The sequence below is a fragment of the Polynucleobacter brandtiae genome (genome assembly GCF_002797575.1).
GTDB lineage: Bacteria > Pseudomonadota > Gammaproteobacteria > Burkholderiales > Burkholderiaceae > Polynucleobacter > Polynucleobacter brandtiae.
In genome coordinates this window covers 65,316-87,443 of the sequence record NZ_PGTX01000006.1, presented here as the reverse complement: position 1 = coordinate 87,443, position 22,128 = coordinate 65,316, and the positions used below count along the sequence as shown (strand labels likewise).

General features: G+C 45.5%; 20 protein-coding genes. 10 read left to right on the top strand and 10 right to left on the bottom strand.

Annotated elements, in window-relative coordinates:
• Positions 1-121 precede the first annotated feature (121 nt).
• Both B0G85_RS09740 and B0G85_RS09735 read right to left on the bottom strand, forming a co-directional pair.
• Complete coding sequence (locus B0G85_RS09740; protein ID WP_100380265.1) at positions 122-1,669, bottom strand: UxaA family hydrolase; 1,548 nt, start codon at positions 1,667-1,669, stop codon at positions 122-124.
• A 25-nt stretch (positions 1,670-1,694) separates the two neighbouring features.
• On the bottom strand, positions 1,695-2,642 hold the full coding sequence (locus tag B0G85_RS09735; RefSeq protein WP_232726021.1) for a Bug family tripartite tricarboxylate transporter substrate binding protein: 948 nt from the start codon (positions 2,640-2,642) through the stop codon (positions 1,695-1,697).
• 75 nt (positions 2,643-2,717) lie between these two features.
• Here B0G85_RS09735 and B0G85_RS09730 point away from each other — a divergent pair, with 75 nt between their 5' ends.
• A complete protein-coding gene (locus B0G85_RS09730; protein WP_100380263.1) occupies positions 2,718-3,863 on the top strand; it encodes a mandelate racemase/muconate lactonizing enzyme family protein in 1,146 nt (381 codons plus the stop codon).
• Here the strand turns inward: B0G85_RS09730 and B0G85_RS09725 are convergent.
• Positions 3,850-4,785 (bottom strand): 3-hydroxyacyl-CoA dehydrogenase family protein, encoded by a 936-nt coding sequence (locus B0G85_RS09725; protein WP_100380262.1) that lies wholly within the window; start codon positions 4,783-4,785, stop codon positions 3,850-3,852. The genes B0G85_RS09730 and B0G85_RS09725 overlap by 14 nt on opposite strands.
• Positions 4,786-4,933: 148 nt before the next feature.
• On the opposite strand from B0G85_RS09725, the gene B0G85_RS09720 reads away from it, so the two are divergent.
• The 4 genes from B0G85_RS09720 to B0G85_RS09705 are packed head-to-tail and all read left to right on the top strand — an operon-like array spanning position 4,934 to position 8,655.
• Positions 4,934-5,860, top strand: coding sequence for an SMP-30/gluconolactonase/LRE family protein (locus B0G85_RS09720; protein WP_198508807.1), 927 nt, complete (start codon positions 4,934-4,936; stop codon positions 5,858-5,860).
• Between the two features lie 3 nt (positions 5,861-5,863).
• On the top strand, positions 5,864-6,595 hold the full coding sequence (locus B0G85_RS09715; RefSeq protein ID WP_100380260.1) for a GntR family transcriptional regulator: 732 nt from the start codon (positions 5,864-5,866) through the stop codon (positions 6,593-6,595).
• An 18-nt stretch (positions 6,596-6,613) separates the two neighbouring features.
• Complete coding sequence (locus B0G85_RS09710; protein WP_100380259.1) at positions 6,614-7,663, top strand: Ldh family oxidoreductase; 1,050 nt, start codon at positions 6,614-6,616, stop codon at positions 7,661-7,663.
• 20 nt (positions 7,664-7,683) lie between these two features.
• Entirely contained in the window at positions 7,684-8,655 is a 972-nt protein-coding gene (locus B0G85_RS09705; RefSeq protein ID WP_100380258.1) for a Bug family tripartite tricarboxylate transporter substrate binding protein, read from the top strand.
• 68 nt (positions 8,656-8,723) lie between these two features.
• Here the strand turns inward: B0G85_RS09705 and B0G85_RS09700 are convergent, their stop codons facing one another.
• Positions 8,724-9,425: a pirin family protein gene (locus B0G85_RS09700; protein WP_100380257.1), complete on the bottom strand. Its 702-nt coding sequence runs from the start codon at positions 9,423-9,425 to the stop codon at positions 8,724-8,726.
• 71 nt (positions 9,426-9,496) lie between these two features.
• Here B0G85_RS09700 and B0G85_RS09695 point away from each other — a divergent pair, with 71 nt between their 5' ends.
• Complete coding sequence (locus tag B0G85_RS09695; RefSeq protein ID WP_100380256.1) at positions 9,497-10,903, top strand: TAXI family TRAP transporter solute-binding subunit; 1,407 nt, start codon at positions 9,497-9,499, stop codon at positions 10,901-10,903.
• A gap of 57 nt (positions 10,904-10,960) precedes the next feature.
• Complete coding sequence (locus B0G85_RS09690; RefSeq protein ID WP_100380255.1) at positions 10,961-12,316, top strand: DUF3422 domain-containing protein; 1,356 nt, start codon at positions 10,961-10,963, stop codon at positions 12,314-12,316.
• A gap of 48 nt (positions 12,317-12,364) precedes the next feature.
• Here B0G85_RS09690 and B0G85_RS09685 read toward each other — a convergent pair whose 3' ends face one another.
• Both B0G85_RS09685 and B0G85_RS09680 read right to left on the bottom strand, forming a co-directional pair.
• On the bottom strand, positions 12,365-13,639 hold the full coding sequence (locus tag B0G85_RS09685; RefSeq protein WP_100380254.1) for an NAD(P)/FAD-dependent oxidoreductase: 1,275 nt from the start codon (positions 13,637-13,639) through the stop codon (positions 12,365-12,367).
• A 9-nt stretch (positions 13,640-13,648) separates the two neighbouring features.
• Positions 13,649-13,993: a c-type cytochrome gene (locus B0G85_RS09680; protein ID WP_232726020.1), complete on the bottom strand. Its 345-nt coding sequence runs from the start codon at positions 13,991-13,993 to the stop codon at positions 13,649-13,651.
• 176 nt (positions 13,994-14,169) lie between these two features.
• On the opposite strand from B0G85_RS09680, the gene B0G85_RS09675 reads away from it, so the two are divergent.
• Genes B0G85_RS09675 through B0G85_RS09665 form a run of 3 tightly spaced genes read left to right on the top strand, consistent with a single transcriptional unit; the run spans position 14,170 to position 17,770 of the window.
• Positions 14,170-15,903 carry an ArnT family glycosyltransferase gene (locus B0G85_RS09675; RefSeq protein ID WP_100380253.1) on the top strand — a complete coding sequence of 578 codons (1,734 nt, stop codon included), beginning with the start codon at positions 14,170-14,172 and terminating at the stop codon, positions 15,901-15,903.
• The gene (locus B0G85_RS09670; RefSeq protein ID WP_100380252.1) at positions 15,900-17,144 is read left to right on the top strand and encodes a sialidase family protein; all 1,245 of its coding nucleotides are present in this window, start codon (positions 15,900-15,902) and stop codon (positions 17,142-17,144) included. The genes B0G85_RS09675 and B0G85_RS09670 overlap by 4 nt, the downstream gene beginning before the upstream one ends.
• Positions 17,144-17,770, top strand: coding sequence for a hypothetical protein (locus tag B0G85_RS09665; RefSeq protein ID WP_198508801.1), 627 nt, complete (start codon positions 17,144-17,146; stop codon positions 17,768-17,770). Before B0G85_RS09670 ends, B0G85_RS09665 begins: the two co-directional genes overlap by 1 nt.
• An 82-nt stretch (positions 17,771-17,852) precedes the next feature.
• Here the strand turns inward: B0G85_RS09665 and B0G85_RS09660 are convergent, their stop codons facing one another.
• From B0G85_RS09660 to B0G85_RS09645, 4 genes are all read right to left on the bottom strand, one after another.
• A complete protein-coding gene (locus B0G85_RS09660) occupies positions 17,853-18,845 on the bottom strand; it encodes a Bug family tripartite tricarboxylate transporter substrate binding protein (RefSeq protein WP_100380251.1) in 993 nt (330 codons plus the stop codon).
• A gap of 58 nt (positions 18,846-18,903) precedes the next feature.
• Entirely contained in the window at positions 18,904-19,749 is an 846-nt protein-coding gene (locus B0G85_RS09655) for an HpcH/HpaI aldolase/citrate lyase family protein (RefSeq protein ID WP_100380250.1), read from the bottom strand.
• A gap of 20 nt (positions 19,750-19,769) precedes the next feature.
• Positions 19,770-21,146, bottom strand: coding sequence for an MmgE/PrpD family protein (locus tag B0G85_RS09650; RefSeq protein WP_100380249.1), 1,377 nt, complete (start codon positions 21,144-21,146; stop codon positions 19,770-19,772).
• Positions 21,147-21,230: 84 nt separating this feature from the next.
• On the bottom strand, positions 21,231-22,106 hold the full coding sequence (locus B0G85_RS09645) for an HTD2 family dehydratase (RefSeq protein WP_198508800.1): 876 nt from the start codon (positions 22,104-22,106) through the stop codon (positions 21,231-21,233).
• Positions 22,107-22,128 lie beyond the last annotated feature (22 nt).

Sequence of the window (22,128 nt, the reverse complement as noted above, 5' to 3'; positions counted from 1 at the left end):
TTGAATCAGTTACTTTAATTCTACCGTTCTCAGAGCCTTTTTTCAGTCCTTTAGCGCTTTTAGTATCAAGAAAAAGCGGGCACTTAGCCCGCCTGTCACTACTCAATCATCAAGAAGGGGCTTAACTCATCACCCCAATTTGCCAGGGAACAAATTCATAATCCCCTAAACCTAGTAGCTCGCTCTTGGAGGATTTGCCAGATGCCGTTTCTAAGAAGAGCTCAAAAATTCGCTGCCCCATTTCCTGAACGGAAACCGTACCATCTAAAATTTCCCCACAATTGATGTCCATATCCTCGGTAAGGCGCTGGAACATGGGGGTATTAGTCGCTAACTTGATGCAGGGTGCTGGTTTAGAGCCGAACATGGATCCCCGCCCAGTCGTGAAAGCTACTAGGGTTGCCCCACCCGCAATTTGACCAGTGGCAGAGACGGGGTCAAAGCCAGGCGTGTCCATAAATACAAAGCCTTTAGTTGTCACAGGCTCAGCATATCGATATACCTCCATCAGCGGGCCGGTACCACCCTTCATAGAGGAACCCAAAGACTTTTCAAAAATATTGGCCAGGCCACCTATTTGGTTTCCTGGAGAAACTTGACCATTGATCTGGACATCACGCCCAACCGAGTATTCGTCTTTCCACCAGCGAATCCGTTTAATCAGCTTTTCACCGATCTCCTTACTAGCCGCACGGCGGGTAAGGGTATGTTCTACACCGTAAATCTCGGGCGTCTCGGAGAGAATGCCGGTACCTCCGTGACGTGCAAGAATATCGACGGCAGCACCCAGTGCTGGGTTTGCAGTAATCGATGAGAAGCCATCCGATCCACCGCATTGCAAACCAACCGTAAGGTGACTAGCCGAGACTGTTTCTCGCTTTGCTTTGTTTGCTTCAGGTAGCAATGCTTTAACCGCTTCGATGCCTGCTTCAATCGTCTTACGCGTTCCGCCCGTTTCTTGCATGATGAAGGTATGCAAGGTAGAGTTTTCTTGTAGCGCCTCTTGCTCCATTAATCCTTTGAGCTGATTTCGTTCGCATCCCAGACCAATAATCAGTGCTGCCGCTAAGTTAGGGTGCTGGGCATAGCCTGCCATGGTTCTGCGTAGTAACTGCATTGGCTCGCCACTCATCTCCATACCGCAGCCAATATCGTGACTAAAGGCAACAACACCATCAATATTCGGAAAGTCTTTTAATTTTTCAGGGGTAAACCAAGCAGCAATTTTATTGACTACAGTGGCAGAGCAATTGACCGTAGATAAGATGCCAATGAAATTACGAGTTCCTACTTTGCCATTGCTTCTGACGTAACCTTGAAAGGTAGCCCGTTCAGATTCAGGTAAAAGTGTGGTGGGCTTATATTCACTGGCATAAGCGTAGTCACGATCAAATTCTCGGAACTCGGTGTTATGGCTATGTACCATTGAACCAGGTTCGATATCCGTGTTGGCAAACCCTACGGTGACGTTATATTTCAGAATCGGATCACCCTTAGCAATTTTTTTTGTGGCGATCTTATATCCTGCTGGTACTTGGCTTCGACTCGTAAACCCCTCACCAGAAACGACTTCACCAATAGCAACGTCTACTCGCGCAACCACGATGTTGTCATTAGGATGCAGGCGAATAATCGGCCCAGCTAATTTTTTTCCAGCAGTTTCAATCATTATTTTCTTTCAATTTATTTGTTTTTTAGTCAGCAGTAACGCCAGATTTTTTAACTATAGGACGCCATTTAGCAACTTCAGATTTGATGTAGTCCCCTAGGTGATTTGGGGTGCTTGTTATTACTTCAAAGCCTTTTGAATTTAATTGATTCTTAACTTCAGGACTATTTAAGGTGCTAATAAGCTGAGCATTGAGTTTATCAATAATTGCTTTAGGAGTGTTTGCAGGAGCGACAATCGCGTACACCAACTCCACCTCAAACTTAGGCAGGGTTTCAGATATGGCAGGAATTTCAGGCTCTGTAGCAGAACGTTTCAGACTGGTAACCCCCAGGGCTGTAAGCTTCCCAGATTTCACATAAGGTAGGGCAGCTGGTGTCCCAACAATAGCAGTTTGAATTTGCCCACCTAAAACATCGGTTAGTGCTGGCGCAGCGCCCTTATATGGGACATGCAAAATACTAGTTCCTGCCTGCGTATTGAACAACTCTCCCGCGAGGTGCAATGGCGTTCCAGCGCCAGACGACCCAAAGCTGATCTTCCCAGGGTTGGCTTTGTCATAAGCGATGAGTTCTGCAACAGTTTTTACTGGAACAGATGGATTAGCTACCAGCATTAATGAAGATGAGGCAATAAGTGAGACAGGGGAAAAATCTTTAACTAGGTTGTAATTTAATTTCTTATACAGAGTCTCGTTTATTGCCTGCGTACCAACCATCATTAAGAAAAGTGTATGGCCATCTGGTTTTGCATTAGCTACATATTCAGCAGCTAAATTACCTCCGGCACCTGGTTTATTCTCAAGAATAATGGGTTGACCAAGACTTTCACCCAGCTTTGGTGTGAAGCTGCGAGCTAACACATCAGACGGACCCCCAGCTGCAAAAGGAACAATTAACTTAATTGGCTGAGTTGGATAGCTCTGCGCACCGGATGCTGACGGCAGTAATGCTCCCAAAACTGATAGTGTCAAGATGAATCTTCTCATGTATCGTTCTCCTAAATTATTAAAATATGAATTACTAGGTTAAGTCCAATAAAGCAAAAAATGAAAATTACAAGCGCCGAAATTTATCCCTTATCGATACCACTCATCGAGCCCATAAAAATGTCTCGAGAGAATATTGTTGATGCGAAGACTGTACTTTGTTGCATCACGGACGAGCATGGAAGAAAAGGCTGGGGCGAAGCATCCGTTGCACCCTTGATGACAGGCGAGACTTTGGATAGTCTAGTAGGGAGTATTGAATATTTAATACAGGGCTGCATGGAGCTTGACTGGAAGGAGCCAAAGGATTTTACGGGCCTGTTTAATCGAGTTTTATACGCAAATGCCTCTGCCAAATCATGCTTGGAAATGGCTTTACTGGACCTATATACGCAAACACTTTCTGTACCGCTTTGGCAATTTCTACGAAGTGCAAACAATGCTACAAAAGCCGAGCTACCGACCCCAATCCCATTGCTGAGGATGCTTGGAGGCTCGCTAGATAAGGAGTTAAATGATGCTAAGGTATTTAGTGAGCTTGGCTTTAGGCACTGGAAAATAAAGATTGGCTCATTATCTTTGGATGAGGATCTACATAGGGTCAAAGTATTAAGCGATGCATTGGCTGGTGATGTGATTTCTGTCGATGCCAACTGTGCATTAAGTCTAGTCGATGCCATTCGATTTTGCGAATCAGAGGAGGCCAGTAAACTTACTTTTGCAGAGCAATTAGTCTCTACAGAACTTTCTGTTGGTGATTTTGCGCTTCTTAAGAATAAATCCCCTATTCCAATTTGTTTGGACGAGTCGATCCATGGTATTTCAGAAATTAAACGGTTTATCGATGCTGATGTATTTGGTGGGGCAAGTTTAAAGCTCACTAAGACGGGTGGCGTTATACAAGCTTTATCATGCGCTAATTTTCTACATGCAGGTAATTTTAAATTGAATCTGGCCTGCAAAGTCGCCGAGACTTCCCTATCAGCGGCAGCAACTGCCTCCTTGGGCTTTGCATTGGGTGCGGTGGATTGGGGCTTTAGCATGTCGAATCAATATTTACGGTTTGACATATGCGATGAGCCTCTGAAAGCGAGGCATGGGCATCTAGATGTTGCCCAGCTAGCATCAAGTGGTGTTGGTATTACGCCTAATCTGGATCGAGTGAAAGAAGTCATTGCTAAGGGTTATGCAGCTATTCAATGTTGAGAACATCGAAAGCTGCCTTAAGACGCCTAGAGTACAAGTCAGAAACTGACTCAATCTCTTGCTTTGACCATGTTCTAAATCCTTCGCCTGCTTTCATTCCCGTCTTACCTTCGTTCATTAGCTGAACTACTTTAGGTGGGAGCGTAGTAATGTTGGAGAGGGAAGGATAGATTTCCTTGGCTGCGTTAGCCATGCCATCCCAACCAGAAATTTCCTTTTGAGTCATAGGGCCTACGGCAGCGTATCGGAAGCCAAAGCTATAACGTACTGCATCATCAATATCTTCAGGACTCGCAATTCCTTGCTGCACAAGCGATAAAGCTTCACGCATCAAGGCATGCTGAATACGGTTGGCTAAAAACCCCGGAATATCTTTTTTAACTAGTACTGGCTTCTTGCCAATCTTTTTATAAAGCTGGCAAGCTTCTTCTGCGAATTTGGCATCCGTCTTCTCACCCATGACAATCTCAACTAAGGGGACAACTTCCGCTGGCATAAAGTAGTGCGCACCCATCATTCGATTTGCAGTCTTTAATTGAGCTGCAATTTTGGTAATTGGAAAGCCTGAACTATTACTACCAATAGGAATATTTGCCGGCACTCTTTCATCAAGGTATTGAAAAATGGATTGTTTAAGCTCAAGGTTTTCTGAAACGGTTTCAATAACCCACTCACATCCATCCCAATTTAGCCAGTCTTCAAGTACCTCACTCCTCTGTGCAGCCTTCACTTGGGTGGTATCCATTTTGACGTTAGCCCCAGTCATGCCAATCTTCATTGCCAGAGTCAAAGACTTATCTAGGCAAGCATCTGCTTTTTCTTTTGTTCTTCCTAGGATCACAACAGGAATGTTCTGAGAAATAAATCCTGCTGCAATGCCTGCAGCCATGATTCCACTTCCAATTACAGCGACATAGTTCATGGTATTTCCAGCTTATGCGGTTAAGTTTAAAAAGAAGAATAATTTCTTAGACATTATTTACGTCAGATTATCACTATTTATGTTTTAATTGTGAATCATTTGATTTAACTTATCCGTACAACTTTAGTAGAAAGCAAAAATTATGACCATGCACAATCCCTTTCAGCCTGTTGAGAAAATTAAAGCGGAAGTCTTTATGACGATGCCGGCAAAATTTCGCAAGAAGTCCCGCACCGGGTGGTCAGATCCGAACCGTCAGAATGCAGAGGTAGAGTGCTTCTTAGAGGGCCCCTCCTTTGATCGCGAAGGAAACCTTTGGTTTGTAGATATTCCCTTTGGGCGTATTTTTAGAATTACCCCTAAAGGGGATTGGGAGCTGGTGACGCAATATGACGGATGGCCCAATGGTTTGAAGTTTCACAAGGATGGTCGTGCCTTTATTTGTGACTACAAGATGGGCTTGATTGCTCTGGATCCTAAGACTGGAAAAATTGAGACAGTCTTAGGCTCTATGTACAGCGAAAACTTTAAAGGATTGAATGATCTGCACTTCGCCTCTAATGGAGACTTGTACTTTACAGACCAGGGTCAGACTGGAATTTCTGACCCAACGGGTCGTGTATTTAGATTGCGTGAAAATGGTCAATTAGATCGTTTGGCTATCAATGTTCCAAGTCCTAACGGCATCACTTTAAATACTCAAGAAAAGCATGTCTTCGTAGCTGCTACTAGATCTCAGCAAATCTGGAGAATGCCATTAATGGCCGATGGTTCAGTTTCCAAAACTGGTGTGGCTATTCAATTAACGGGCGGCGTCGCAGGTCCTGATGGTATTGAGATGGATTCTGAGAACGGCCTTTTAGTGTGTCATTTGGGTATTGGTATTTGGAGATTCGATAACAATATGCTGCCAACCCATTTGATTTATTCTGACAATCCACATCACCACCACTTGGCTAATATGTGTTTTGGTGGTGCCGACGGAAGAGATCTATACATCACTGAATCATTGTCTGGTGATATTCTGAAGGCGCGTTTACCGGTAGCTGGTAAAAAAATGTTTGGCCTCTCCTAATTGATGGAGAAGTTGCCTTTATATAAGACGCTGGCCAATACACTTGGCCAGCGAATTTATGATGGTGATTGGTCCGTCGGAACAAATTTGCCCTCTGAGGCATCGCTCTGTGAGAGCTTTAACACTAGCCGCCATACTCTAAGACATGCTCTTCAAACGCTCGAGGTAGATGGCCTCGTCTTGAGAAGGCAGGGGGCCGCCACTCAGGTGATTTCAAGGCAAAAGCAGAGACGCTTTATCCAAAGCTTTAATTCTCCAATTGATATTTTGAGTTATCCCAGAAATACCTATCGGGTGAATCTGGTAGAGGAATTTATTGAGCTAGATAAGCCTATGAGTGAATTGATTGGTAGCTCAGTTGGTTCATCCTGGTATCACATTGGTGGTATTCGAAAGCAGCACGATACAGAGCAGACGATTGCCTGGACTGATATTTATATTCTCCCGCAATTTGCCTCTTTGACATCTGATCCAGAGCATACACAAGTGATGGTTTTTGAGCAGATCGAAAAAAAGTATGGCACCCGTATCGACCGAGCAGAAGTAGATGTGTCTGCTGTTAGCGCCTCTCCTTTAATCGCAAAGCGCTTAGATTTGAAGCCTCATGCCTCTTGTTTGGTTATTACAAGACGATACTTTGATGCTCAAGATAAATTGTTTGAAGTTACATTTACCTATCACCCAGAAAATAAATATGTTTACAGCATGGAATTTAAAAGCAGTTCTAGTGCTTAATTTAAAAGGTTAACTTTGATGCAATACTTATCTATATCTGATTCCGAAAATTTCATTGCTGATGCTTTTCAGGCAGTTAATGTTCCCAGGGCTGATGCCAGAGTAGTTGCGAAGCTTATGGTGCAGTCTGACTTAGCGGGTGCAGATGGGCATGGCTTGTTTCGCTTGCCGGCTTATATTAAGAGAATTCGTGCGGGGGGTATTAATCTTCAACCAAATATTCATATTGAACGAGATCAGGGCGCCACTGCATTAGTTAATGGCGACAATGCCTTGGGCCATCTTGTAATGAATAAGGCCGTAGAAATTGCTCTTGAGAAAGTTAAAAAGCATAGCGTTTGCTGGGTTGGTAGTCATTACGGAAATCATTCTGGGGCTGCTTCTGTCTACGTTAGAAAATTAGCAGAGCAGGGTTACATCGGCATTTACATGGCAGTAGGCAATGCTAATCACATGGCTCCTTGGGGCGGTATTGATTTACTACTATCCACTAATCCTATAGCAATTGCTGTTCCCTCGGGCAATAGCCCAATGGTGCTGCTAGATATAGCAACGACTGTTGCAGCTTATGGAAAAGTGAAGCTTGCTGCGCAAAAGGGAGAATCCATTCCGGAGGGCTGGATGATCGATCGTAAGGGCCAGGCTCTAACTGATCCTCAGAAATCTGGGGAGGGCTCGCTACTTCCGATTGGCGGCTATAAGGGCTATGGCTTAGCAGTAATGATTGGTTTATTGGCTGGCACTTTAAATAATGCAGCGGTAGGCAAAGATACTGTTGACTTTAATGCACATCACGACTTGATTACCAATACCGGTCAAACCATCATTGCGGTTGATCCCACGGCTTTCGGTGATCAAGAGCAATTTATTCAGAGAGTGGTTACCCTAGTAGAGGATTTGAAGAATTCCTCTAAACTTCCAGGAGTAAATCAAATTCGCGTTCCAGGTGAGGGTGCTGCGAAGACGATGACAGAGAGGATGCTGACTGGCATTCCGATCTCGAATCAACTGTTAGAGGCATTAAATGCTTGCGCTAAGGAGTGCGGCATTGCAACTTTAGATTTATAAAATTTACCGGAGGAGACAAAATGATTAATCATTCAATAAAAAAAATAATATTTAGTACATTTGCATTGCCGCTCATCATAGGGTCAGCAGTCGCTGCCTACCCAGATAAGCCAATCAAGATGTTAATTGGTTATGCACCAGGAAGCTCAACTGACATTGTTGGAAGAATGATTGCCAATGATTTGAGTCTAGCTCTGAAGCAGCCGGTGATTGTTGAAAACAGAGGGGGTGCCGCAGGGACGATAGCAGCAGACGCTGAAGCCAAAAGTCCTCCTGATGGCTACACCATTCTCTTTGCTCAAAATGGCCTGGCAATTAATGTAGCAGCAAATCCTAAGCTACCATTTAATGGTCAGAAGGATTTACTCCCCGTTGTGGGGGTTGCCGCTACTCCACACATATTAATTGTGGGTAATAATTCAAAAGCGAAGACGGTGGCAGACTTATTGGCGATGCTCAAAGCGGATCCGGGGAAGCTGAGTTTTGGATCTTCGGGTATCGGTAATTCAGATCATATGGCTGGAGAGTTATTTTTAGCCACCACAGGAACCCAAGCAATTCATATTCCCTACAAGGGTGGATCACCTGCCGCTACCGATTTGGTAGGCGGTCAGATTGATTTTTATTTTGCCGGCATGCCCGTTGGTTTACCGCTATACAAAGGGGACAAGGCAAAAGCACTAGCTGTTACGGGTAAAAATCGCTTTAGCGGTGCTCCTGAACTCGTTACTATGCAAGAGGCAGGCATCAAGGGCTATGAAATGGCATTGTGGCAGGGCATGTTCGTCCCGGCGGGAACTCCACCCGCAATCATTAGCGCATTAAGCAGCACCGTTCTTAAAATTCTGGAAACACCTGAAATGAAAGATCGCTTTATTAAAGCGGGTGTTCAAATCGCTCCTATGAACACGCTTCAATTTACTGATTTATACATCTCTGATATTGCTAGATGGAAAGTAGTGATTGAAAAGGCGAAGATTAAATTAGACTAGACTGATCCAATTTTATTCAGTATTGCGAAGGGAGTGCGCATCAGTGCACCCCCTTTTTTTGAGATAAGTTACTGACTCAAATCAAAAACAAGTATTTCGGCATCAACGCCGTTGCAAAGGTCTAGCTGACTCTCATTTTCTATGAGAAGCGCATCTCCAGCCTCTAGGGAAATATGATTCACACTTAGGGCGCCTCTGATAAGGTGGACATAGGCTTTGCGTTGTGCAAGCAGATTAAGTTGTGCAGATTGAGCTCCATTGAATAAACCCAAATATATTTTGGCATCTGCATGTATTTTGACAGCCTCATGAAGTCCATCTGGCGATGCAACTAAGCATAAGGCGCCGTCTTTACTTGCAACGGGAATAGATTTCTGTTCATAGCCAGGCTCAATCTCTAATACCTTGGGTTCAATCCAAATTTGTAAAAAATGGGTGGTTTGATCCTGAGCATGATTAAATTCACTATGGCTCACGCCACTTCCTGCGCTCATGCGCTGAATATCCCCAGGAGGTATGGTCTCTATATTCCCTATGCTGTCTTCATGTGCAAGTTTTCCGGAAAGAACATAGCTAATAATTTCCATGTTTTGATGGCTATGCTTGCCAAAGCCCATACCTGCAGCTACGCGATCTTCATTGATGACTCTGAGGTTCCCCCAGCCCATAAATTTCGGGTCATGATAGCCAGCAAAGGAGAAGGAATGGAAGCTTTTAAGCCATCCGTGGTCGGCATAACCACGGTCTTGAGATTTTCGGAGGGTAAGCATCGATAGTACTCATTTCAAAAAAGGGATAAGCCTATTATCATGTCTTATGACCTATAGACGAGCAGGCTTTTATGGCGAGCATTAAACAAGATCTTCAAGAAACCTTTCTTGGCCTCTATGAGACTGCTCAAGAGAAGTGGAGTGACTTTACTCAGTTCCTGTTGGAGGCTTGGCCGCTACTAGTGGCTCTTTTGATTATTTTGCTAGGGGTATGGTGGTATGCGGATCCCCCACCGCCAAGGCATGTCATGATGGCAACAGGTGCTCCTGGGAGCTCTTATCATGAACTGGGAAAAAAATATGCTGATTTCTTTGCAAAAAAAGGGATCATCCTAGAGCTAGTTCAGACTGAGGGCGCGCAAGAGGATATGACGCGCTTAGCTAATCGTCAAGATCCTATTCAGGCCGCTTTTGTGCAGGCTGGGGTCGATATCCCCCAAGGGGTAAGTGGCATCGAATCTTTGGGTGCAATTGACTATGAGCCGATTTGGTTTTTCTACCGTGGACCCGAACTGAAGGGACATGACTTTCAGGCGTACAAAGCAGAATTTAAACAATTTTATAATGCCAAAATTTCCATGGGAGCCATTGGAAGTGGCACATATGTTCAGGCCAGTAAGATTCTTGGGGTCAACGGTCTGGGCGAGGGTCCAAAATTCGTTCATTTATCTTTGACTCAATCCGTATCGGCGCTAAAAGAGGGCCAAATTGATGGCGCATTTATTGTGGATGCTTATGAGGGACCAAGCGTTCAGGCTTTACTAGAAGATCCTAGTATTCGCTTGGTTTCCTTCCCACGGGCTGAAGCCTACGCTCGTTTATTACCCTATCTCCAAATATTACACGTTCCAACTGGTGCATTTAGTCTAGTGCGTAACTTCCCTGATTACGATATGAGGCTGATGTCAACGACTACTAATTTATTGATTGATAACAGAATGCATCCAGCGATTCAGTTTCTTTTTTTAGAGGCGGCGCGAGAGATTAATGGCAAATCTACTTTTTTTGCCAAGCGCGATAAATTTCCTTCGTTTGATAATCCGATCTTTCCAGAAAGTGCAGTAGCACTGCACTTCGAAAAAAATGGGTCTCCATTACTAATGGCCTACCTTCCTTTTTGGGTGGCTGAACTCATTAATCGCCTCGCATTTGTTTTATTGCCATTTCTAGCTATCGCCTATCCTGTATTACTGACTTTGCCTGGCTATCGCGATAAGCGAATTCGCTCCAAAATTAATAAGCTCTATGTGATGCTCAAAGGATACGAGCAGGAGTTGACTGATAGTGCTGGGCCGGTATCCCAAGAAATTTATCTTCAAAAGCTAGATCTTTTGGAGTATGAGGCCTTGAAATTAAACATCCCGAAGGGAGTGTCAGGTGATTACTACGCCTTACGAACGAGCATTGACTATGTACGCAATTGCCTCAATCGAGGTGTGCATCCCTATCAACTCCGAGACCAAAATATCAGTGCTTAAATTAAGTCTGCTACCTATTTTCCCTTTACGATATCCCGTGCCCAAGACTGCCAACCTATGAAATCATATGACCATCCTTTGAGAAAGCAATTGCACGAAGAGGTGCATGCGCGTCCCCCGATTGCACTGTGGCCTAACGAGCGGGTTCTGTCCCAATCTTTTTTGCTTGATGCGAGCTCTCGTCAGACACAAATTCAATGGATTCAGAAGTTGAGTGCCGCTCTAGGGATTTCGAGTGACCTTGAGCAGGATCATTCTTTCAAGATGTTAAGTTTGGCTCAAGAACCTGAGAGGGTGCTCATCAAATGGGAGCTCCATGGCGAGTTCGCAACTATTGCAGCGATTGTTCACAATCCAGTCAAGATCATCAAACCATTGCTGGAGTCACGTCTTGAGCTTGAGCAAGAGCTTGATGCTCTTTTTGAAACATTAGGCTGCCCTAAAATCGTAGAGGCGGGTGGAGAGAGAATTTCTGCATTAGATCTCGTCTTTGAGCAACGACCTTTATTTGAGGATGCCTTAGAAGTCTCAACTATTTTTAATGGTAATACTGTTTTAGGTGCTTATATTTTGGCGGGTAAGCAGGCCCAATTGTGGACAGATTTACGTTTGGATGTCGATGGCTATATTTCTTATTTCATTCCACATAATTTGTTGGGATCTCGGCAGGCAGGACGAGTAGCTAGAGCGCTTGCAGAGGCAGAAACTTACCGAATGGCAGCGATGCTAGCCTTTCCAGTTGCCAAAAGTCTTTCTCTTCCATTGAGAAGCGCTGAGTCTGAGTTATCCGAACTATCTCAGCATATTGCCAAACTGCAAACAGAGCCGGGTATTCAGACTGAAAAAGATGGAAAGTTTTTAGGTGAACTTTCTGGGCTTGCCTCAAGGGCAGAACAGTGGATCTCAGGCTATGGCTTACGCTTTACGGCTGCAGAGGCTTATAGCCAATTACTCAATAAAAATTTACTGGAACTTGCTGAATCGCCATTTCCGGGCGTGCAATCACTCTCTGAATTTATGGATAGGCGTTTTCAACCAGCGATGGGGACTTGTATTTGGACGCAACGTAGACTCAAGGAATTGTCTGATCGCATCTCTAGAACAACTCAAACCTTAAGAACCCGAATTGAATTCGTCAATGAAGAGCAAACTCAGAAATTATTAGCGAGCATGGACCAGCGAGCCCGATTACAGTTGCGCTTACAGCAGACTGTAGAGAGTTTATCTGTTTTAGTTCTGACCTATTACGCAGTCAGCCTGCTGGCCTATATGGCCAAGGGTGGTAAGGAGGCTGGCTGGGATATTCATCCTGAAATCGTTGCTGCTATTGCTGCTCCTGTTGTCGCCATTACTTTCTTTCTCATTAGCAGGTACAGACGCAATCGGATTCTAACGATCGTTAAATCATCTTAAGCGTTCAATAAGAGGCCTAGCCTCTTATTGAACATTCGCCGATTCAGACTACGCTAAGCTGTCTGCCCAAATATTACGAGCCCAGCCCCATGCATAGATACCCTCTAAAACAGACGGTGCTGGCGAAAGTCCTCCAGAGCCCGGCACTGGTTTAAAGGTTTTCTCCGCAGCGTTGTATTGATGAACACTTGCGACGTGAACCACATCGCGCTCATTCACAAAGCTGTAGCAAGTATTTGTCAATACTGGTGCAGGGTTGATTTCCCAAGCACTGAGCTCGGCAATAATTGCGGCAGCTGCTACCTTCGCATGTTGGTTAGCCATATGGCCTGACTTCGGCATTGCAGGAGCAACCTGAATGGAATCACCTAATACGTGAATATCTTTACGGGCAGTAGATTCAAAATTGAGGAAGTTCACATTCACCCAGCGGCCATTCGAGTTTGCAAGTCCTGTTTTAACCGCAATATCACCGGCACTCATTGCAGGCAATAAGTTCAATACGTCCCCTTTGATGTCATCTTGAACTTCCAGTTTCACAGTTCTAGTCTTGGCATCTACGCCAACTACATTGTGTTTTGGTAAGTACTCAATGATTCCGGGGTATTGCTCTGCCCACACTTTTTTAAATAATGCACCTTTGGATGTCACATCTTGATTGGCATCCAGAATAAGAACTTTGGATTTTGCTTTGTGCTGCTTGAGGTAATTAGCTACTTGGCAAGCACGTTCATATGGCCCAGGAGGGCAGCGGTATGGTGCCTCAGGAATGCTAATTACAAAAGTTCCGCCGTCACGCATCGCTGCAATTTGATTATGCAGTGCAGCCGTTTCGGGACCTGCTTTCCAGGCCTGCAATGTAACACCATCTTTATTCGCCTGTGCAAGCCCTTCAATACTATTCATCATTAGCGATACGCCGGGTGACACTACCACCTTGTCGTATCGTAAAGTTTTACCAGAAGTCAGCTTGACGGTTTTTTTGTCCGCATCGATATTGGTGACACTATCCTGGATAATCTTAATTCCGTGTCGCTTACTCAGGCCGTCATACGGGGAAGTGATATCGGCCATTGTTTTTGAGCCGCCCACCACTAGGTTAGACATGGGGCATGACACAAACGCAGTATTGGGTTCAATCAAGGTAACGCGAGCAGTATTGTTAGATAGCAGGCGAAGGTACTTGGCAGCAGTTGCGCCACCATAACCACCACCAATGACTAGAATCTCTGCTTTGGGAAGGTTGGCTCTAGCTTGACTAGAAAAGCCAGCGAGTAGACCAAGTGCAGCTGCACTTTGACCTATAAAATGTCGACGATCCATACTGCCTCCTTATGGTTTCTTGCCAAGATAATTGGCAATGGTGATGAGCTGTTCGTCCGTATAACCCTTAGCTAATTGAGGCATGATGGTCCCCTCTAGAGCGCCGGATTTGTAGGCATTCAATTTAGTCAGCATTTGCTCACTTGTGAGGTTGTTGATGAGTGGCATACCACCATCAACAACGCCTTTGCCATCGGTGCCATGACAATTGGCACAGGTTGCTGCCAATCCGCGTTTGTAGAGCTGATCCGCGTTTTGAGTCATGCCAGGCAGACTCCATTGACTTAAGCCAATAAAGACGCCAGTTACTAATATGGGTTTTAAATACTTGATGCGCATAGAAAGAATCTCCATTGAACTTGGCCCTGTTTTAAAGGTTTTAATTGACCAGCCCAATCTTAGTCGGATGCTGCCGATATTAGTAGTTTTACTTAGATTGATTGTGAATAAGCTTAGATTAATTACTGCTATTCAGGGGCTTAGTTAGTAGCACTTTAAGGGGTTTTTCTTAAGCCCTATAAACTATCTACATGCGAAGTCCTATTACTTACCGTAACGCCATATTTATCCTGATTTTAGGCATATTTACTTATTTGTACGGCTTAGACAGTCGTTTTGCCCCAAAAAATGGGGATGAATATCCTTATATGCATATCGTTCGCATGACAGCTGATGCTGGCGCATGGCTGCCGCTGCAGTCCGATATGGATGGCATTAAAAATACTAAGCCTCCCCTAGTATTTTGGGAGGGTATTGCTAGTACACATTGGGGTAGTGATTGGTCTTTGATTGCGTTGCGATGGCCCAGCGTGCTCTATACAGGCTTAACCGCTTTTTTCTTATTTTTAGCGGTGGCTCGCTTTAGCGGCAATAAAAAAACAGGTTTGCTAGCTGCTTTTGTTTGGCTCTCTTTCTTTGCCACCTATCGGTATGGGCGACCTTTTTTGACAGATCCACCAGAAGTATTTTGGTTGAACTTGCCATTTTTAGCGCTGTTGTACTGGGGGCGAGCGGCATTTGATTCAAAAGCACTATTCCCATTGCTGGCAGGGCTCTCCTTGGGTATGGCTTTACTTGCTAAATCTTTTGCCTATATCGTTCCAGCAACGTTCGCGTTAGGTTTGTTCTACTGGCGCTGGCGGGAGTGGCGCCTCTCTAGGGTACTGGTGCAGGATCTATACAAAATCCTTTTAACCGCTACTTTAGCTTTAGGTGTTTTTGCTCTGTGGTTTGCATTAGATCCATTTCCGGAAGCTATTTGGAAAGAATTTATTCTCGGTGAAAACGCAGCAAAGTTTGAGGCGCGAAGTACTCATTATTTTTTAGATCTTGTACGTGGCGGTGACAGTATTGGGATGCTGATACTCACGAGTCTGGCTAATGCTGGATTATTCTTTTTTGTATTGGTATCCACCTTACATCAGTGTTGGCGTCAACGACGCTTTCTTTCAGTTGAGGAAAGCCTACTTTTATTATTTGCTGTCGCTTTTCTGATTGTCTTTAGCCTGCCAAGCCAGCGTTCTGGGCGGTACCTGTTGCCAGTGATGCCCGCTATGGCTGTCTTGATTGCCTTGCATTGGGAACGCTTGCCTTTATGGGGCTTTCGGATAGCGTTGCTGTTGCAATTCATTTTGCTATCTGCACTGGCTTGGGTGGGTGGTAGCTTACAGCTTTCTCAATTCTTAGGTCAACCCGGAATATGGGACTACACCTACTGGCATTGGATATTGATGGCATCTTCATTGCTATTGGTAACGTGGGGTTTGATCAGCGCTGCTCGCTGCAAAATAAATGCACTGGCAGCCTGCTTTCTTTGCTATTGCGCACTAACCAGCAGTCTATCGCCATTAGAGGGCACTTTGGGCCGTTTTGATCAAACCACTATTAGGGCGGTAGTTGCGCAAGATCTTTGGGTGCCTTGTGACTATCGGGCTAAAGATGAGGAGTATCGACTCTTACTGCCCGGTGCTCAATTACATGGTTACCCAGCTAAAGACGCTAGCGATCTGTCGCTGCTCATGAGCGCCTATCCTTTAGTCGCCGTTCACTCCCCAATTGGCGTTGAGCCTGTCATTTGCGACTCTTGCAAGATTGTGGGTAAGCGCATGGAGATGCGGGCTCGACATTCTGATGCTCAGATTCAGGAAATGTTGATGGGTCGAATTGGCGAGCATTTATTTGTTAACGAGTATTTGATTTCTAATTCTGCACTAGCTCAGTCTCCCCCAGTCAGCTCCACGGCGAGTAAGGATGCATGCCGATGAATCGTATTGTTGCTTTTTGTGTTTTACTGCTTGCCGCCGTTTCAGGGTATTTACACATTGATAGTCGTCCTGCATGGGCGCCATTTTCAATTCCACAGAGGTCAATCGATCTTGCGGAGCAGGAAAGAGAGCCAGAATTAACCCAAGTTTATAAAAGTGGATTAACTAGTAGTAGAGCCTCTGTTAAAGCGACTACCCCCTTGGCAAACCTGATACTGAATTGGTTGCCAGACTCTAGTGCACCTTCAGTGCATGCTGCATCACTGATTGCGTTAAAGGATGGTGCAGTTCGTGCATTTTGGTTTGCAGGCAGTCGAGAGGGCGCTGCCGATGTTGTGATCAACACTGCCGTCTATGACACACAGTCTGCTAGATGGAGTGCCCCTACGGTGGTCATGGATCGAGTCAGCGCTGAAAAAGGGTTGTCCCGCTACATTGCTAAGTTAGGAAATCCCCTACCTGCGAGGATGTCCGACGGTCGCATACAGCTATTCGTTGTAACAGTCTCCATCGGCGGTTGGGCTGGTAGCTCAATCTCGACCGTCATCTCGGATGATGAGGGTTTAACCTGGAGCCAACCGGCTCGCTTGATTACTTCCCCATTAATTAATCTGAGCACATTAGTGAAGTCACCACCCTTGCAGTTTACTGATGGCCGTCTTGGATTACCTGCATATCATGAATGGATTGGGCGGTTTGGTGAGTTCTTACGTTTGGATGTAAATCGGGTGATTGACAAGCGTCGTATGAGCTCTGGTCGCGGTGCTATTCAGCCGGTGGTATTTGTAGATGATGCGCAGAAGGCAATTGCTTTGTTTCGTCAGACAAGAGCAAGTCCACAAGTAAAGCAAATACCGGTGAGCGATACCAAAGATGCTGGCCAGTCTTGGCGGGTTGCTCAAGACTTAGTCATCGCAAATCCGAATTCAGCGCTAGCATCTTTGACCTTAGGTGATGGCACTCGCCTTATGGTTCTCAATGATGTCGAAGTAGGCCGTTATCGCTTGGTCATGCTAATGAGTAAACAGGGCTCAACTGAGTGGGAGCTTATTGAGGTTCTGGAAGACGATGAATCTTTGGCCAACGATCAACGTCGTGAGTATTCTTATCCATATTTAATTACCGCTGATGGTAAGGACGCCCATTTAGCTTACACCTGGAACAGAAAAAGGATTCGACATATTTATTTTCCTGCTGCGTGGTTTAAGCAAGCGCACGATCATGTGAAAGAGATTAAATAATGATTACGAGCCAATATTTACAATCGATTGCACTGGTCGAGATGGCTATTACCTGTGCAGTGGTGTTGATTTACTTGTGTCAAAAAGTATTTTCAATTGACATCCCTTTTGTTGTGCGCCTGATCATGGTATTGATTTTAGGGAATGTATTATTTTGGCCCCTAGGTATGTCACTTGAGCTTCCCTTGGTTGCTTACGTTCGAGGCGTCACCGGTGAATTAAGTATTGTTACGATGCTTTTATTGTGGACGAGTGTATTGCCATCAGCTCAAAAGATACCCATCGGATTGAAGTTTTCAGTCATTCTGATTGCGTTGATGTTTTACCCCCTAGCCCTAGGCTTTGGAATGTTTGATCCATATGCATGGGGGTATGGCTCCATTGCTTTTCTGGGCTCAGTGATTATTTTTGCAATTTGCTGCAGCCTTGCCGGGTGGACAAAGGGCGTATGGATTCTGTCTTTAGCCGTCATTGCTTGGTCTGCACAGTGGCATGAATCTGCGAACTTATGGGATTATTTAATGGACCCATTTTTAGTGGTGTGGGCCATCACCTCTATTATTCAAAGTATTTACAAAAGGCGCCAAGAAAAAGCACAATCGGGTTACTTATTTAGGGCTGGTTAAGCTGACTAAGTTCATGAGGTGAGTAGGGGGTAACAAAAAAGCCAGCAGATCGCTGGCTTTTTTGTTGAAGACTATTCCAAAATTAATCTGGAATATTGGCTTTACGAATGACTGGACCCCAGACGTTGATTTCGCTTTCAAGGTGATTCTTGAGTCCTTTGGCAGATACTTTCTCCATCGGAACGATATCAATATTGGCATCTTCCAGACGTTTTTTGACATCCGGTGTGTTGAGCGCCTTTTTCAACGCAGCATTAATCTTATCAAGAATCGGTTGTGGAACTCCCTTAGGTGCGTAAACACCATGCCATACCTTGACTTCAAAGCCTTTTAAGCCCTGTTCGTTTAATGTTGGTACGTTTGGAATTGCTGGCAAACGCTTCATCGTAGTCGTACCAAATGCTTTCACACGACCATCTTTAATGTAAGGAATGGTTTGGGTAGTTTGGTCACATAAAAGATCAACTTGACCGCCTAAGAGATCTGTCAAAGCAGGGCCGGTACCTTTGTAAGGAATGTTGGTTAATCTAACGCCCATACGGCTTTGAAAGAGTAGACCGCAAAGCTGAGATACGGCGCCAGGTCCAGCATTGGCCATGGTGACTTTAGAGCCATTGGCTTTAATGTAGGCCTCTAACTCTTTAAAGTTGTTTGCTGGCAAATCTTTCTTACCTAGCAATACCATTGGTACATCAGCAACTTGGCCGATGTATTCAAAGCTGGTCATGGGATCGTATGGCAATTTGTCATACAAGGCATTGGCTGTTGCCATACCCATGTGGTGAATATAGATGGTGTATCCGTCTGGTGCTGCGCGCGCTACTTTGGTAGAGGCAATCGTGCCGCCGGCACCGGGAACGTTTTCAACAATAACGGTTTGGCCTAGTGCTTGACCCATCGGCACTGCGATAAGGCGTGCAATGGTGTCAGTGGGTCCACCTGCAGCAAATGGAACAACCATTTGAATTGCTTTAGTAGGCCAGTCTTTTTGTGCTGATGCCACGTTGCTGCCAATCAGGGCGCCGGTGCTGAGTACTGCAGCAATTCCAGCGAATAAAGTTTTTTGTAGTTTCATCAAAGTCTCCGTAAATTTCTTTGTGGTTCGATTTTGCCACCTTTACATGGACAAGGCCCTAGGGTTTACGCGCGGTGGCTAATGTTCTTTGGGCTAAAAGGACTACGGGGCGGTCGATCATCCTACCGTCAAGCTGGACTGCACCCCCTTTTGATGCCTTATCTGCTGCCACAACCCGCTGGGCCCAGGCCAGCTCTGATGCTGTTGGTATAAAGGCTGACACCACTAGGGGTACTTGTTTTGGGTGAATGCAAAGCTTGCCGCCAAACCCCATTCTTTTTGCCCGCTCTGCATCATCGGTGATGCGATCAATATCGTCAGTTGAGGGAGTAACCCCATCAATCGGAGGGGAAATTTGCGCCAACCGTGAGGCTAAAACAAGCTGAAAGCGAGCCGTTTGCAGTTCAGTTTCTTGAGCATCACAAACCATGCCTAGGTCTGCCTGTAAATCTAAATTACCCAAGGCCAACCGTAGAACCTGTTCTGAGTTGGCTATTTCGTTCAGGTGGTGCAGGCCAAGTGCGGTTTCAATCATGGGGATGATGGCGGTATTAGGCAAAATCTGTGCAGCACCATTAACCTGGTCTAGCGACTCGCATTTTGGAATGAGTATGCAGGCGACATCAAGACTCTCAGCCAGAATGAGATCAGCAGCATAAAACGCACTTCCTGGAGCATTGCAACGTATTACAAGGCGATTCTTTTGCTCTGCAGTAAATGTAGACCAGGACGCACGAATAGCGGCGCGCGCGGTTTCTTTATCTTCCTGCGCAACCGCATCCTCTAAATCAATGATGACTACTTCAGCGCTACTATCCAAGGCTTTAATAAAGCGATCAGGGCGCGTGCCCGGTACAAATAAGAAGCTGCTACTAAAGCCAATAGGCGTGTGAAGCGGATTCATATTAAAGCTCCTAAAAAGTTTTATTGTGGTGGAAGTAAGAACCCCACCTTTGCTTGAGAGCGAATATTCCATAATCGTTCAATGGCTAGCTTCATTTCTGCTGGGGTAGCACCTTTGCTGAAAGCCGCGAGGCGCATTGCTTTGTCAGTGATTTCAGCACGACTTAAGGTGTTCCCTGGGTCGCCCTTGGGCTCATCTACTCGGGCCTCTAGAACGCCTCCCTTGTGCAAATACACTTTGACTTTACCAATCCAGCGTTGTGGGTAAGCAGCATCGACCTCGGGATCTAGAACCATCGTCACTCGATCGCGAAAATCACTAATAGCTTGATCCTGAAAGTGCTGATCAAATTCTTGTAGACCGGCAAAATGATAGTGAGCAATCAGTGCCAACACCGTGCCCATTGAGAACTTTGATTGATGAATGGTGGCAGGATTAGTGACGGGCCCTAGAACATCGATTGCACCTTGATGAACGAGTGTTTCTACTTTAGCAATATCAGTCGGTTTGAGTTGATGCTCCAATATGACCTTTAATAAAGCATCTGCGGCAGGATGCGTATGACGGCACGAGGCATGATATTTAAAGCTTGTTTCCGCGAGCGTCCAGCGACTACCAAGTTGATCTGCTAATTTACTAGGATCTGTATCACTAGACATTCCAGCGGCTAAACCTTGCTTGCCTTCTAAAATCCGCTGCGCACCCGTAAAACCAGATTGCGCTAAGTAGGCCGACATCAGGCCGGTGGCTGATGCATGAGCAGTGTGTAGTTGTTTAGAATCTGCGGCATCGCGAAGAAACTCCCAAAGACCAGCAGATTGCGTGCCGGCTGACCCAAATGCATGAAGCATTTGCTCGGGGTTGAGTTTTAGTAAATGACCTACCGCAGCGGCGGCTGCTAAGGTGCCAGCAGTACCGGTTGTATGAAAGGTTTTGTAGTGAGAGCGGCCTAAAAATTCTCCCACACGAATACCTACTTCATAGCCCGCAATAGACGCCACTAAGAGGTCTTCGCCAGAAGCACCAATCGTTTGTGCAGTTGCTAGCGCAGCAGGAAACACCACCGTTGCCGGATGAAAGACGGAGCCATTGTGGACATCATCCTGCTCTGCTACATGAGAGGCTGCAGCATTGGCCATCGCTGCCAAGAAAGGGCTAGAGCTCGAGCGTGTAATGAGAATTTCAGCGCTACCTCGATTACTGCCGTTAAAGCCCCCCATTGTTTGTGCGAACTGCGTAATCGTTTCTACTGGTCGAGAGCCTTTGCCGGCGATCGCAGAGCCAAACCAATCGACCAATAAATCTTCGGCCCGATCCAGCACATGCTTTGGAATATCACCTAGCGTAAGTTGTGAGGCAAAGGAGGCTAACACTTTAGATGGGTGGGATGAAGACATGGGTTTTTATTTTCTGATGAAGGCTTTATGCAGATTCAATAGAGGCGCAATTGAGGCCCAAGCGTAAGTGAAGTGAGGCATTGATTAGGAGAGTACAGCAGTTGCTTGCATAGTGAGCCAGCCTTCATGATCCTGCGCCCAAATAGCAATCGTTTTTCCAGTAGGATCTTTTTCAAGATCGGGTTTAGCGCTGACTTTAAAAATATGGATATCGAAGGTAGGACGAATTGCCCTAAACTCAAATTGGCTTAATGTACAACCAGGAATACTTTGGCGAACAAGATCAACCAATAGGGTGGCGATCAGTGGGCCGTGGACAATTAAGCCGGGATAACCCTCCACCTCAGTTACATATTTACGGTCGTAATGAATACGATGTGCATTAAAGGTGAGTGCAGAGTAGCGAAACAATAAAACATCATCCGCAGTAATAGTCTTGGACCATAGCGCATCGATAGGTGCAGGGATGGGGGCGACGGGCTTATCCTCTGGGCTAGCTGCATCTCGATACACAATATCGTGCTCTTCAATCATGGCTAAACCTTGTTGATTCGAGATGCGATGCTCTACCAACACAAAGATGAGATCACCGGTTCGCCCAGCCTTATGTGTGACGGATAGGATCTGAGAGGTACGCTCTATCGTGTCACCAATGGCGAGGGGTGCTAGCCACTGAACGCGACTACCCGCCCACATTCGACGTGGTAGAGGCACCGGCGGAAGAAACCCACCGCGCTTGGGATGACCATCAGGGCCAATATCCGATTGAAGAGCATGTGGCAAAAAATAAAGCCAATGCCATAACTCCGGCAGAAAACTGCCGGTCGTTGGAAGTGGATCAGGTCGGTCAAGGGTTGCCGATAGGGCTCGAACAGGAGCGGCGGTGACCGTGTCTTGCAATGTCTCGGTGTTACCGAGCCATTCTTGAAGGTGGGAGATAGTTTGGGGTTCAATTCGCATAACCCATATTATGCCAATTTCA